Consider the following 13,030-nt stretch of genomic DNA (forward strand, 5'->3'; position numbering starts at 1 on the left):
GCCGGATCCGCGCCCGACGACGGCGCGGCCGAACGCCCTGCGCCCGCCACCCCCTCCAAGGCTGCCGGCGACACGTCGTCCGACCGTGCGTCGTCGACCGGGGACCGGGCATGAGCGCGCGCAGCCCCCGCAGCCCCGGCGCGCTGCCCCCGCCCGACGAGATCGAGGACAGCGCCGCCCCGCTGATCGAGCATCTGGCGGAACTGCGCTCGCGGCTGATCAAGTCGCTGCTCGCGTTCATCGTCGGCATGGTGATCAGCTTCACCGTCTGGAACCCGATCTTCAACTTCCTGACCGATCCGCTGTGCGGGGCGCTGGCGGCGCGCGGGCAGTCGTGCGACCTGATCCTGATCAAGCTGCAGGAGGGCTTCTTCGTCGCCGTCCGCATCTCGTTCCTGGGCGGCTTCGTGCTGGCGTTTCCGGTCATCGCCACGCAGCTGTGGCGCTTTGTGGCGCCGGGGCTGTACCGCTCGGAACGGGGGGCCTTCCTGCCGTTCCTGATCGCGTCGCCCGTGATGTTCTTTCTGGGGGCGGCGTTCGCCTTTTATGTCGTCACGCCGCTGGCGTTCGACTTCTTCCTGCTGTTCCAGCAACCCGGCCTTCTGATGGACGATGCCACCGGCGAGGCCAGCGCGCTGGCGCAGGTGGGGGTGACGTTCCAGGGCTCGGTCAACGAATACCTCAGCCTGACGACGCGGTTCATCGTGGCCTTCGGGCTGTGTTTCCAGCTGCCGGTGCTGCTGACGCTGATGGGCAAGGCAGGGCTGGTGTCGGCGCGCGGGCTTGCGGATGTGCGCAAGTATGCGGTGGTGGCGATCTTGGCGCTGGCGGCGGTGGTCACCCCGCCCGATGTGATCACGCAGATCATCCTGTTCACCGCGGTCTATGGCCTTTACGAGGTGTCGATCTTCCTCGTGCGCCGGGTGGAGAAGAAGCGCAACGCCGCGCTGCGCGCCGAGGGCCTGCTGGACGAGGACGAGGCCGACGCATGAGCGACACCGCCCTGGAGCGCATCGCCGCCGCGCTGGAACGCATGAGCCCCGCCCCCATGCCCGCGCCCGACTTCGACGCGGCCGAGGCCTTCATCTGGCATGCCAGCCCCGACCGGCTGGACCCCGTGCACAACGTCAGCCGCATCCCGGTGGCGCTGCTGGTGGGCATCGACCGCGCCCGCGACACGCTGCTGGCCAACACGGTGCAGTTCGCCCGCGGCCTGCCGGCCAACAACGCGCTGTTGTGGGGCGCGCGCGGCATGGGCAAATCAAGCCTGGTCAAGGCGGTGCACGCCGAAGCTCTGGCCAGCGCGCCAGACTCCGGCCTGCGCATCGTCGAGGTCCAGCGCGAGGACCTCCCCTCGATCGGGCGGCTGCTGGGGCATCTGCGCGCGGCGTCGCACCGGTTCGTTCTGTTTTGCGACGACCTGTCGTTTTCGCATGACGACCAGCATTACAAGTCGCTCAAGGCCGTGCTGGACGGAGGGATCGAGGGCCGCCCCGAGAACGTGCTGTTCTACGCCACCTCCAACCGCCGCCACCTGATGCCGCGCGACATGATCGAGAACGAACGCTCCAGCGCCATCAGCCCGTCCGAGGCGACCGAGGAGAAGGTCTCCCTGTCGGACCGCTTCGGGCTGTGGCTGGGCTTCCACCCCTGCGGACAGGACGAGTACCTGGCGATGATCGCGGGGTATTGCGCCGCCTGGGGGCTGGTGATCGACGACACCCGCCTGCGTGCCGAGGCGATCGAATGGGCCGCCACGCGCGGCGGGCGGTCGGGGCGCGTGGCGTGGCAGTTCTTCTGCGACCTCGCCGGGCGCGAGGGGGTGGCGCTGCGGACCGCCGCCTGAGGGCGCCCCGGCCGCGCACCCGCCTGCGGGGCTGTCATGAAACTGTCATCCTCGCCTGTCACAGCAGAAGCCGACACAGGCGGAGGGTGGTCCATGCCCCACGGATTCTCGGCAAGATCTCACGGGCCGGACGCACAGGTGCCGGCCGATCTGGCGCCCGTGGCGGCACTTCTGGCGGGCGTGCCGGAGCCGCTGTTGTGGGTCGGCGCGGGCAATCGCATCCGCATGGCCAACCCCGCCGCGCATGAGTTGCTGGGCGCGCGGCTGGAGGGGCAGTCGGCCTTGCTGGCGATCCGCCAGCCCGAACCGGTGGCCGCGCTGGAGCGTGCCGCCGCCGCCGCGCCCGGCACCCGGATGGAGGCGCGCTACATCCTGACCACCCCGGCCGCCGAGACGATCTTTCGCATGGTGGCGCACCGGCTGGCGCCGGCGGGCGCGCTGGAGGGGGTGCTCGTCAGCTTTCTCGACATCAGCCATGTCGAGGAGGCCGAGCAGATGCGCCGCGACTTCGTGGCCAATGTCAGCCACGAGCTGCGCTCACCGCTGACGGTGCTGTCGGGATTCATCGAGACATTGCAGGGCAGTGCCCGCGACGATGCCCCCGCGCGCGAGCGCTTCCTTGCGATCATGGCGCAGGAGGCGCGGCGGATGAATCGCCTCGTGGGGGATCTTCTATCGCTGTCCAAGGTGGAGGCGAACGAGCGCGTCCGTCCGCGCGATGTGGTGCGGATGGCCGATGTCATCGGCGCCACGCTTGCCGCGCTGCGCCCGCAGATCGAGGAGGAGGGCATCCGCCTGTCGGTGCGCGGCCTTGCCCCCGGCGAGGGCGGTGAGCTGCCCGGCGATCGGGACCAGCTGGAACAGGTGGTCCACAATCTGGTGGAGAATGCGATCAAGTACGGTGGCACCGGCGGCGCGGTGCGCATCACCCTGGAGGCGCACGCCAGCTGGCCGGGCTTCAGCGGTCCCGTCCTGACGCTGGCGGTGGCCGACGACGGCGAGGGGATCGACCCGATTCACCTGCCGCGGCTGACCGAACGGTTCTACCGCGTGGACAGCCATCGCTCGCGGCAGATGGGGGGGACGGGGCTGGGGCTGGCGATCGTCAAGCACATCGTCAATCGCCATCGCGGCCGCCTGTCGATCGACAGCGTGCGCGGCAAGGGCACCACATTCCTGCTGGTGCTGCCGCGCCAATGAGGCCGCCGGCGCCGGTTTGTCACGAAACCGACACGGAACGAACGTAGATCACAGGGCAGGGGGGCGGACCGGACGATCCCGGCCCCGCGGGCAGAAAGGATCCATCGACCATGCGCCAGCCGCACATCACCAGCGCCTTCGACCAGGACATCGACGGGCTTTACTCCAGAATCCTGACCATGGGCGGCATGGTGGAACAGGCCATCTCGGAGGCCGGGCGCGCGCTGGAGAGCCGCGACGACGAGCGCGCCGCCGAGGTGATCCGCGCCGACCGCGAGATCGACGCGATGGAGGACGACATCAACACCGCCGTCGTCAGCACCATCGCGCTGCGCCAGCCCGCGGCGGCGGACCTGCGCGCGGTGGTCACGGTGATGAAGATGGCCGGCGACCTGGAACGCCTGGGCGATTACGCCAAGAACATGGCCAAGCGCGTGCCGGTGCTCGCGCAGGCGCAGGGGGTGGACGGGGCAGGGGCCGCGCTGCGGCGTCAGTCCCGGCTGGTGCAGCTGATGCTCAAGGATGCGCTGGACGGCTTTGCGCGCGGCGATCTGGACCTGGTGCGCGACGTGATCCAGCGCGACGTGGAGGTCGACCAGATGACCAACGCGCTGTTCCGCGAGTTCCTGACCCACATGATGGAGGACCCGCGCGCGATCACGCCGTGCCTGCATTTCCTGTTCATCTCCAAGAACCTGGAGCGGATGGGCGATCATGTGACCGAGATCTGCGAGCAGGTGATCTATCTGGAGACCGGCGCGCGGCCCGAGCTGCGGCCCAAGGGCGACGTCACCTCGCAGATGACCGCCGAGCAGGGGGGCGCGTAAGTCATGGTGCAATCGCCCCTGGTTCTGGTTGTCGATGACGAACCCGCCCAACGCGCCATGCTGTCCTACAACATCGAGGCGCAGGGCCTGCGCGCCATCACCGCCAGCGACGGCGAGGAGGCGCTGGTGCTCGCCGACGAGCAGCGCCCCGACGTGATCCTGCTGGACTGGATGCTGCCACGCCTGTCGGGGATCGAGGTGTGCCGTCAGCTCAAGGCGCGCACCGCCACGCGCGAGATCCCGGTGATCATCGTGTCCGCCCGCAGCGAGGAGGAGGACCGCGTGCGCGGCCTCGACACCGGCGCGGACGACTACATCACCAAGCCGTATTCGGTGAACGAGCTGATGGCGCGCATCAAGGCCAACCTGCGCCGGGTTCGGCCCACCTCGATCGGCGCGGTCCTGGAGGTGGGCGACCTGCGGCTGGACGCCGAGGCGCACCGCGTCTTCCGCGCCGACGCCGAGCTGCGCCTTGGCCCGACCGAGTTCCGGCTGCTGTCCACCTTCATGGAGCGTCCGGGCCGGGTCTGGAGCCGTGAGCAACTGCTGGACCGTGTGTGGGGCCGCGACATCTATGTCGACAGCCGCACGGTGGATGTCCACATCGGACGGCTGCGCAAGGCGCTGATGGCCTCGGGCGGTGACAACCCGATCCGAACGGTGCGCGGCGCGGGGTATGCGCTGGGCTGAGGGGGCTGATCTTTAGCGCCGGTAATCTGTATTATGTCATGTAAGGTCGCCGCAGCCGGGGTCACCGCAGCTTCCAATCGGCGTCGGCATCTGCCATGACCCACGCATCAAACCGCGTGAGGCCCGCCATGACATTCGACCGCTCCCTGCGCATCGCACCGTCCATCCTTGCCGCCGATTTCGCCGCCTTCGGTGCCGAATGCCGCGCGGTCGAGGATGCCGGCGCCGATTGGGTCCATGTGGACGTGATGGACGGGCATTTCGTGCCCAACATCACCTTCGGCCCGCAGATGTGCGCGGCCATCCGCCCGCATGTCCGGGGCGTGATGGACGTGCATCTGATGATCGCCCCTGTCGATCCCTACATCGAGGCGTTCGCCGCCGCCGGCGCCGACATCATCACCGCCCATCTGGAGGCCGGACCCCACATCCACCGCACCCTGCAGGCCATTCGCGCGACGGGGAAAAAGGCGGGCCTTGCCATCAACCCGGGCACCGACATCGCCCCCGTGGCCGAGGTGCTGGACCTGCTCGATCTGGTGTGCGTGATGACCGTCAATCCGGGCTTCGGCGGGCAGAGCTTCATCGCCTCGCAACTCGACAAGATCGCGCGGCTGCGTGCCCTGATCGGCGATCGCCCCATCCACATCGAGGTCGACGGTGGCATCACCCCCGACACCGCCCCGCGCGCCGCCGCCGCCGGGGCCGATGTGCTGGTGGCGGGCTCGGCGGTGTTTCGTGGCGGCCCGCAGGCCTATGGCACCAATATCCGGGCCATCCGCACCGCCGCCGCCGCCGCGACCGGCCAGATGGCATGAGCAGCGCACGCCTCGGCGCCGCATCGGCCCGCAATCGCACGACGAACTGATGCGCACGGTGATCTTTGACCTGGACGGGACGCTGATCGACAGCGCCCCCGACATCCGCGCCGCCGCCAACACGGTGCTGGCGCAGGACGGCCTCGCTCCGCTGAGCCTGGCCGAGACGCGCAGCTTCATCGGCGCCGGCGCCGCGACCTTTGTGGAGCGCATGGCGGCGGCCCGGCTGCCCTGCCCCGATCCCGTCCGCACGGCGCGGATGCTGGACGCCTTCATCGCCCTTTATGAGGGGGCGGTCGGGTTGACGCGGCCCTATCCGGGGGCCGTGGCGGCGCTGGAGGGGCTGGCCCGCGACGGCTGGGCGCTGGGGCTGTGCACGAACAAGCCCGTCGCACCGACACGGTCGGTCCTGGCGCATCTCGACCTTGCGCGGTTCTTTGCGGTGATCGTCGGCGGTGACAGCCTGGCCGTGCGCAAGCCCGACCCCGCGCCGCTGCGCCATGCGATGGCCGCGCTGAACACCGACCGCTGTGTCTATGTCGGAGACAGCGAAACCGACGCGGCCACGGCGCAGGCGGCGGCCGTGCCCTTTGCCCTCTATACCGAGGGCTACCGGCTGACCCCGCCCGAGGAGTTGCCGCATGATTTCGCCTTTGCCGAGTTTACGGCGCTGACGGACTGGCTTGCGGCGCGCCCGGCGGGCTGAGCCCCGATGGGGGCTTGAAATATATTCACACTTGCGCATATAACTTTGGCAACCAGTCCCCGGGAGGATGCCATGCGCGCCGACGTCACCGCCTTTTTCGACGAAGCAACCTTTACCGTCTCGTATGTGGTCAAGGACCCCGGCAGCGCCACCTGTGCCATCGTCGATTCGGTGCTGGACTTCGACTATGCCTCGGGGCGCACCGACACACGTTCGGCCCAGGCGATCGTGGATCATGTCCGCGCCCACGGGCTGGAGGTCGCCTGGATCCTGGAGACCCACGTCCACGCCGACCACCTGAGCGCCGCGCCCTGGTTGCAGGAGCGGCTGGGCGGCAAGATCGGCATAGGCGAGCAGATCCGCGTCGTGCAGGACACCTTCGGCAAGGTCTTCAACGAGGGCACCGAGTTCCAGCGCGACGGCAGCCAGTTCGACCGCCTGTTTGCCGAGGGCGACACCTTCGAGGTCGGCGGCATGACAGGCCGCGTGCTGCACACCCCCGGCCACACCCCCGCCTGCCTGACCTATGTCATCGGCGAGGCGGCGTTCGTCGGCGACACGCTGTTCATGCCCGACTTCGGCACCGCGCGCTGCGACTTCCCCGGAGGCTCCGCCGAGGCGCTGTTCGCCTCCATCCAGAAGATCCTGCAACTGCCGGACGAGACGCGGATTTTCGTCGGCCACGACTACAAGGCGCCGGGCCGTGACGTCTATGCCTGGGAAACCACCGTGGGCGCGCAGAAGGCGTTCAACATCCACATCGGCCAGGGCCGCCCGGCCGAGGAGTTCGTGCGCATGCGCACCGAGCGCGACGCGACGCTGGCGATGCCGCGCCTGATCATTCCCTCGCTCCAGGTCAACATGCGTGCGGGCCAGATGCCCCCGGCCGAGGATGACGGGCGCACCTACCTCAAGGTGCCGGTCAACGGGCTGTGATGCCCGCCGACACGCCCCCTGACACGCCGGTCGACACGCCCGCAAGAACGCCCATCGGGCCGGAGTTCGTGACATGAACAGACTGCTGGGCTGGCTGCCCGTCCTGCAATGGGGGCGCGGTTATGACCGCGGGGCGTTGGGCGATGACCTGATTGCCGCGGTCGTGGTCACGATCATGCTGATCCCGCAGGGGATGGCCTATGCCATGCTGGCCGGGCTGCCGCCGCAGGCGGGGCTGTATGGCGCGATGCTGCCGCTCGTGCTCTATGCGATGTTCGGGACCTCGCGCACGCTGGCGGTGGGTCCGGTGGCGGTGGTTGCACTGATGACGGCAGCGGCGGCGGGCAATGTGGCGGTTGCGGGCACCGAGGCGTTTCATCTTGCGGCGCTGGCGCTGACGGCGCTGTCGGGGGGGATGCTGCTTGCCATGGGCCTGTTGCGGCTGGGATTCGTGGCGAATTTCCTGTCGCATCCGGTGATTTCTGGGTTCATCACCGCAGCCGGCATCCTGATCGCCGCCAGCCAGCTGCGCCACCTGACCGGCGCGCCGATCACGGGCAAGACCCTGCCGGAGGTGCTGCCGTCGCTGCTGGCCAACATCACGGCGGTCAACCCGGCGACACTGGTCCTCAGCGCGCTGGTGCTGACGTTTCTGTTCTGGTCGCGCAAGGGGTTGGCGCCTGCACTTCGGGCGCTTGGCCTGCCGGATCGGGCGGCGGCACTGGCGGCCAAGGGCGGGCTGCTGGTGGCGGTGGCGGTGTCGACCCTGGCGGTCTGGGGGCTGGGGCTGGACCGCCTTGGCGTGGGCACGGTGGGCGATGTCCCGCGCGGCCTGCCGGGGCTGTCGCTGCCGCCGCTGGATCTGGGCCTGCTCGGCGTTCTGCTGGTCCCGGCCGCGATGATCGCCATCGTGGGCTACGTCGAATCGATCTCCATCGCACAGACCCTGGCCGCCCGGCGCCGCCAGAGCATCGATCCCGACCGCGAGCTTGTGGCGCTGGGGGCGGCGAACCTGGGCGCGGCGGTCAGCAATGCGATGCCGGTCACGGGGGGGCTGTCGCGCTCCATCGTGAACTTCGACGCGGGCGCGCGCACGCCTGCGGCCGGGGCCTTCACCGCCGTGGGGATCGCGCTGGCGCTGATGTTCCTGACGCCGCTGATGTTCCACCTGCCGCGCGCGACACTTGCGGCGATCATCATCGTGGCGGTGGCGTCGCTTCTGGACCTGCGCGCCCTGCCCCGCACCTGGGCCTATTCCCGCGCCGACGGCGCCGCCATGGCCGCCACCATCGCGGTGACGCTGCTGGTGGGGGTGGAACAGGGCCTGCTGGCCGGTGTCGCGCTGTCACTGGTGCTGCATCTGTGGCGCACCTCGCGCCCGCATGTGGCGGTGGTGGGTCAGGTCGCGGGGACCGAGCATTTCCGCAACATCCGCCGCCATGTGGTGGCCACCGCGCCCGACGTTCTGTCCATCCGCATCGACGAGAGCCTCTATTTCCCCAACGCCCGCTTCCTCGAGGATACGATCAACGACCACGTCGCCGCCAACCCCGGCCTGCGCAATGTCGTCCTGATGTGCACGGCCGTGAACGAGATCGACGCCTCGGCGCTGGAGAGCCTGGAGGCGATCAACGCCCGCCTGCGCGACGCCGGCGTCCGGTTGCACCTGTCCGAGGTCAAGGGCCCGGTGATGGACCGTCTCGCGCGCGCGCATCTGCTGGCGGATCTGTCGGGCGAGGTCTTCCTGACCCAGTTCGACGCGATGATGAAGCTCGCCCCCGACCTGACCGCCCGCACGCTGGGCGAGGCCCGGTGCGAGACCGACCTCGCCCGGCTGGCCCGCGCCTGAGGCGCCCTACCCCTCCAGCCGCGTGAGGTCGGCGACGCCAAGGCAGATCGTGCGGATGCGGTGCAGCAGGTTGAGGCGGTTGCGCCGCACGATCTGGTTGTCGGTGTTGATCTGCACCGCCTCGAAGAAGGCGTCGATGGGTGCGCGCAGCTGGGCCATGGCGCGCATGGCTGCAGCGAAATCCTCCGCCTCCATCGCCGGCCCAATGGCCGCCTCGGCCGCGTCGAGGGCGGCGAACAGCGCCACCTCCTCCGCCCCCTCGGCCAGCTTGGGATCGGGGCCAAAGGAGTACTCCACCCCGTCCCGCGCCTCCGCCTGCGTCAGGATGTTGTTGGCCCGCCGGAACCCCTGCACGAGGTTCTCGCCGTCCTCGGTCGCCAGCAGCCCCTGCAACGCCTCGGCCCGCGCGACTAGCAGCGTCAGGTCGTCGTTGTTCGGCATGGTGAGGCAGGCGTCGATCACGTCGTGGCGGATGCCCTGATCGCGGAGGTGGACCTTAAGGCGGTCGTGGAGGAAAACCAACAGCGATCCCATCCCGGCCTCTTCTTCCCCAATACCATACTTGCTTGAAGAAATTACTTGCGTGAAGCTTGGAGTGAAACTTTCCAGGCTCTTCGGATCAACCCCCCGCTTTATGAGTTCTGCCGAAATCTTTTCTGACGCCTCCTGCCTCGCCAGCATCGCGGTGACCATGTGAAAAGTCTCATGATCGTAAAAAACTCGATAAAATAGGGGAATCCGAACTCGATTTTCAACCAAGAGGCGAATTACGCCTAAGGCGGCGCGGCGTAATGCAAATGGATCTTTTGATCCTGTCGGACGTTCATTAATCCAGAAAAAGCCCGTCAGTGTATCGAGCTTGTCGGCCAGCGCCACAGCCACCGACACCGGCGCGGACGGCACGCTGTCCGACGGCCCCAGCGGCTGGTAGTGCTCGGGGCAAGCCGCCGCGACCTCGGCTGGCAAGCCTGCCGCCTCGGCGTAGTAGCGGCCCATGAGGCCCTGCAATTCGGGGAACTCGCCGACCATTTCGGATTGCAGGTCGGCCTTGGCAACGCGGGCGGCTTGCTCGGCGAGATCGGGGTCGGCGCCGACCATGGGGGCGATCTCGCGCGCAAGGGCTGCGATGCGCGCGATGCGGTCGGCCTGCGTGCCTAGCTTGTTGTGGAAGGTGACGCGGGACAGCCCCTCCGCCATGCCTTCGAGTCCCACCTTGGAGACCGTCCGCAAGTCGTTCTGCCAGAAGAACTTCGCGTCCGACAGGCGGGCGGCCAGCACCTTGGCGTTGCCGGCAAGGATGGTGGCGCCGTCGTCGGCGGTCTCGCGCGCGGCGACGGTCACGAACTTCTCGATCCGGCCCGTGGCGGGGTTGCGCACGGAAAAGAACTTCTGGTGCTCGCGCATGGAGGTCTGCAGCACCTCCGGCGGCAGGTCGAGGAACTCCGGCGCGATGGACCCCATCAGCACCACCGGCCACTCCACCAGCCCCGCGACCTCGGCCAGAAGCGCGCGATCCTCCACCACCTCCAGCCCCTGGGCAAAGGCCGCGTTATGGGCGTCCACCCAGATGTGGTCGGCACGCTCCTCGGCGTCCAGAAGGACATGGGCACGCCGCAGCTTCGCGCGGTAATCGTCGAACGAGGTGACGGAAAACGCCCCCGGCGCCATGAAGCGATGCCCGCGGGTGCGGTCGGATGCCTTGATCCCGTCGATCTCCATCTCCACGACCTGCGCGCCGCCCTCGTCCGACAGCAGGCACAGGATGGCGTGCAGCGGGCGCACCCAGCGCAAGGACCCCGTGCCCCAGCGCATCGACTTGGGCCAGGGAAAGCCGCGCACGGTGGCCTCCAGCACCTCGGCCACGATGGCGGCGGCCGGGCGGCCCGGGGTCTCGGTCACGGCGAACCAGGCGCGGGCCTTGCCGGCGTCGCGCAACTCCAGCGCGTCGCGCGCCACACCGGCCGAGCGGGCGAAGCCCTCGATGGCGGCGTCGGGCGCGCCCTCGCGCGGGCCCTTGCGCTCCTCTCGCCGGGTGGCCGAGGCCGCGGTCAGCCCCGCCACCGTCAGCGCCAGACGGCGCGGCGTGGCGAACGCCCGCGCCCCGGCATAGGTCAGGCCCGCATCCACAAGCCCTTGCGTCACCAGCCGTTTCAGATCCTCGGCCGCGCGGGCCTGCATCCGGGCGGGGATTTCCTCGGACAACAGTTCGATCAGCAGGTCGGGCATCAGCGGGCCTCGTTTGGCGGGGGCGGGCAGCCCGGCGGCAGTGGGTCGCCGTCGAAATGGGCGCGCCCGCAGGCGTTGATCTGGGTCCAGGCATAGCCGCGCCCGTCGTCAAACAGCGCGGCGACCCGGTCGATGCCGTAGCGCACGTCACGCTCGGCCAGGACGGCGGTGGCGGTGCCATCGCGCAGCGCCGCCCCGATGGCGGCGGCGTCGAAACACGAAAACCACCGCGGGGCATTCAGCGGCGTGGGGTCACCATAGGGGGTCAGCGCGGGCGCGCCCCCCTCCAGCTGGAAACAGGCCCGGTGACGGATGGGCGAGCTGTCGCTGTCGATCCCCTGATATCCGCCGACGGCGACCGCAACCGGCGTGAGCGCCCCGGCCGGCGTCAGCAGCACCGTGTCACGCGCCGGCAGCCGCTCATAGAACGCATGAACCTGGAGCCACCACATCGCCCCCCCGGCCAGGAGGCCCGAGAGCAGCAGCCCGACGACGAGGAGGCGCCCTGCCCTCACGCCCCGCCCGCCTCCGTCGCGACGAAGGCGTCGGCGCATTGGCGCGCCAGCCCGCGCACCCGGCCGATATACGCCTGGCGTTCGGTGACCGAGATCACGCCCCGCGCATCGAGCAGGTTGAAGATGTGGCTGGCCTTGATGCACTGGTCATAGGCGGGGTGCGCCATGGGGATGATGCGGCCCGCGCCGTCGGTCGGGTCGGCGGCCAGGATGCGGGCGCACTCGGCCTCGGCGTCGTTGAAATGGCGCAGCAGGGTTTCGGTGTCCGCGATCTCGAAGTTCCAGCGGGAATACTCCCGCTCTGTCTGGTGGAAGATGTCGCCATAGCGCAGCGGCTGTGGGGCATCGGGATCGTTGAAGGGCATGTCCATGACATGGTCCACCCCCAGCACATACATCGCCAGCCGCTCCAGCCCGTAGGTCAGCTCACCCGAGACGGGGCGGCAGTCATGCCCGCCGACCTGCTGGAAGTAGGTGAACTGCGACACCTCCATCCCGTCGCACCACACCTCCCAGCCCAGGCCCCAGGCGCCCAGCGTGGGGGATTCCCAGTCGTCCTCCACAAAGCGGATGTCGTGCAGCGCGGGGTCGATGCCGATCGCCGCGAGGGACCCGAGATAGAGCTCCTGCAGATCGGGCGGCGAGGGTTTGATCAGCACCTGGAACTGGTAATAATGCTGCAACCGGTTGGGGTTGTCGCCATAGCGTCCGTCCGTGGGCCGCCGCGACGGCTGCACATAGGCCACCGCCCAAGGCTTCGGCCCCAGCGCGCGCAGCGTGGTGGCGGGGTGAAAGGTGCCCGCGCCGACCTCCATGTCATAGGGTTGCAGGATCGCACAGCCCTGCGCGGCCCAATAGGACTGCAGGCGCAGGATGACCTCCTGAAAGCTGCGCGGCGGCAGGGGGGCGTCGGCCATGGCGTCCTCGGGGTTCGAATGCTGCGCCTGTCTAGGCAAGCGCGCATGGGGCGTCAACGCCGGGGCGGGTTTTTTGGCGTGCAACCTCCGGGGCTGCGCCCTAGTGTTCGGCGCCAATGGGTTGCACAGCGGAGGGGGGAAATGGGGACAGCGATGCGCGCGGGGCTTCTGGCTGGACTGGTGGTGTGGCTGGCGGCGCTGGCGGGGCCCGGCGCCCGGGCGCAGGAGGCGGCGTACCTCCAGATCGAGGCGCGGCCCGACATCGCGCAGGCCCGTGCCGCGGCCGCGCGCCACGCCGCCACGCTGGACAATGTCGTCGGCTATGCGCTGGGAACCGGCTGGTATGCCATCGCGGTGGGTCCGTTCGCCGACCGTGCGGCGGCGGCACAGATGGGCCGGAGCCTGCGCAGCGCGGGGATGGTGCCGTCGGACGCCTTTGTGGTGCCGGCCGGGCGCACCGCGGCGCGGTTCTGGCCGGACGCGGCGGCACCGGATCCGAC

13 protein-coding genes are annotated in these 13,030 nt (G+C 69.4%); 10 read left to right on the forward strand and 3 right to left on the reverse strand.

Annotated features, from left to right (window positions below):
* Positions 1–110 precede the first annotated feature (110 nt).
* The 9 genes from tatC to CCR87_RS02500 all read left to right on the forward strand — a co-directional run bounded on the left by tatC (position 111) and on the right by CCR87_RS02500 (position 8,872).
* Positions 111–992, forward strand: coding sequence for a twin-arginine translocase subunit TatC (gene tatC, locus CCR87_RS02460; protein ID WP_420850139.1), 882 nt, complete (start codon positions 111–113; stop codon positions 990–992).
* Complete coding sequence (locus CCR87_RS02465) at positions 989–1,846, forward strand: ATP-binding protein (RefSeq protein WP_201155820.1); 858 nt, start codon at positions 989–991, stop codon at positions 1,844–1,846. Before tatC ends, CCR87_RS02465 begins: the two co-directional genes overlap by 4 nt.
* Before the next feature lie 138 nt (positions 1,847–1,984).
* Positions 1,985–3,046, forward strand: a complete 1,062-nt coding sequence (locus CCR87_RS02470) for an ATP-binding protein (protein ID WP_338048860.1) — start codon at positions 1,985–1,987, stop codon at positions 3,044–3,046.
* A 110-nt stretch (positions 3,047–3,156) separates the two neighbouring features.
* Positions 3,157–3,873: a phosphate signaling complex protein PhoU gene (gene phoU, locus CCR87_RS02475; protein WP_201155824.1), complete on the forward strand. Its 717-nt coding sequence runs from the start codon at positions 3,157–3,159 to the stop codon at positions 3,871–3,873.
* Between the two features lie 3 nt (positions 3,874–3,876).
* Positions 3,877–4,563, forward strand: a complete 687-nt coding sequence (gene phoB, locus CCR87_RS02480; RefSeq protein ID WP_201155826.1) for a phosphate regulon transcriptional regulator PhoB — start codon at positions 3,877–3,879, stop codon at positions 4,561–4,563.
* A 128-nt stretch (positions 4,564–4,691) separates the two neighbouring features.
* The gene (gene rpe / locus CCR87_RS02485; protein WP_201155828.1) at positions 4,692–5,381 is read left to right on the forward strand and encodes a ribulose-phosphate 3-epimerase; all 690 of its coding nucleotides are present in this window, start codon (positions 4,692–4,694) and stop codon (positions 5,379–5,381) included.
* Between the two features lie 49 nt (positions 5,382–5,430).
* A complete protein-coding gene (gene gph / locus CCR87_RS02490) occupies positions 5,431–6,087 on the forward strand; it encodes a phosphoglycolate phosphatase (protein WP_201155830.1) in 657 nt (218 codons plus the stop codon).
* Between the two features lie 72 nt (positions 6,088–6,159).
* Positions 6,160–7,023: an MBL fold metallo-hydrolase gene (locus CCR87_RS02495; protein ID WP_201155832.1), complete on the forward strand. Its 864-nt coding sequence runs from the start codon at positions 6,160–6,162 to the stop codon at positions 7,021–7,023.
* Positions 7,024–7,096: 73 nt separating this feature from the next.
* A complete protein-coding gene (locus tag CCR87_RS02500) occupies positions 7,097–8,872 on the forward strand; it encodes a SulP family inorganic anion transporter (protein ID WP_201155833.1) in 1,776 nt (591 codons plus the stop codon).
* 6 nt (positions 8,873–8,878) lie between these two features.
* Here the strand turns inward: CCR87_RS02500 and glyS are convergent, their stop codons facing one another.
* Genes glyS through CCR87_RS02515 form a run of 3 tightly spaced genes read right to left on the reverse strand, consistent with a single transcriptional unit; the run spans position 8,879 to position 12,530 of the window.
* Positions 8,879–11,098: a glycine--tRNA ligase subunit beta gene (glyS, locus tag CCR87_RS02505; RefSeq protein ID WP_201155835.1), complete on the reverse strand. Its 2,220-nt coding sequence runs from the start codon at positions 11,096–11,098 to the stop codon at positions 8,879–8,881.
* Positions 11,098–11,613, reverse strand: a complete 516-nt coding sequence (locus CCR87_RS02510) for a DUF6446 family protein (RefSeq protein ID WP_338048861.1) — start codon at positions 11,611–11,613, stop codon at positions 11,098–11,100. The genes glyS and CCR87_RS02510 overlap by 1 nt, the downstream gene beginning before the upstream one ends.
* Positions 11,610–12,530 (reverse strand): glycine--tRNA ligase subunit alpha, encoded by a 921-nt coding sequence (locus CCR87_RS02515; protein WP_201155839.1) that lies wholly within the window; start codon positions 12,528–12,530, stop codon positions 11,610–11,612. The genes CCR87_RS02510 and CCR87_RS02515 overlap by 4 nt, the downstream gene beginning before the upstream one ends.
* Before the next feature lie 141 nt (positions 12,531–12,671).
* Here CCR87_RS02515 and CCR87_RS02520 point away from each other — a divergent pair.
* Positions 12,672–13,030: SPOR domain-containing protein (locus CCR87_RS02520; protein ID WP_201155840.1), on the forward strand; the 359-nt coding region annotated here is incomplete at its 3' end.

It is taken from the genome of Rhodobaculum claviforme (genome assembly GCF_016653255.1).
Taxonomy (GTDB): domain Bacteria; phylum Pseudomonadota; class Alphaproteobacteria; order Rhodobacterales; family Rhodobacteraceae; genus Rhodobaculum; species Rhodobaculum claviforme.

Bases quoted from the DNA above. Each gene is read 5' to 3' on its own strand.
- tatC (WP_420850139.1), top strand. From the start codon at position 111: ATGAGCGCGCGCAGCCCCCGCAGCCCCGGCGCGCTGCCCCCGCCCGAC.
- CCR87_RS02465 (WP_201155820.1), top strand. From the start codon at position 989: ATGAGCGACACCGCCCTGGAGCGCATCGCCGCCGCGCTGGAACGCATG.
- phoU (WP_201155824.1), top strand. From the start codon at position 3,157: ATGCGCCAGCCGCACATCACCAGCGCCTTCGACCAGGACATCGACGGG.
- phoB (WP_201155826.1), top strand. From the start codon at position 3,877: ATGGTGCAATCGCCCCTGGTTCTGGTTGTCGATGACGAACCCGCCCAA.
- rpe (WP_201155828.1), top strand. From the start codon at position 4,692: ATGACATTCGACCGCTCCCTGCGCATCGCACCGTCCATCCTTGCCGCC.
- gph (WP_201155830.1), top strand. From the start codon at position 5,431: ATGCGCACGGTGATCTTTGACCTGGACGGGACGCTGATCGACAGCGCC.
- CCR87_RS02495 (WP_201155832.1), top strand. From the start codon at position 6,160: ATGCGCGCCGACGTCACCGCCTTTTTCGACGAAGCAACCTTTACCGTC.
- CCR87_RS02500 (WP_201155833.1), top strand. From the start codon at position 7,097: ATGAACAGACTGCTGGGCTGGCTGCCCGTCCTGCAATGGGGGCGCGGT.
- glyS (WP_201155835.1), bottom strand. From the start codon at position 11,098: ATGCCCGACCTGCTGATCGAACTGTTGTCCGAGGAAATCCCCGCCCGG.
- CCR87_RS02515 (WP_201155839.1), bottom strand. From the start codon at position 12,530: ATGGCCGACGCCCCCCTGCCGCCGCGCAGCTTTCAGGAGGTCATCCTG.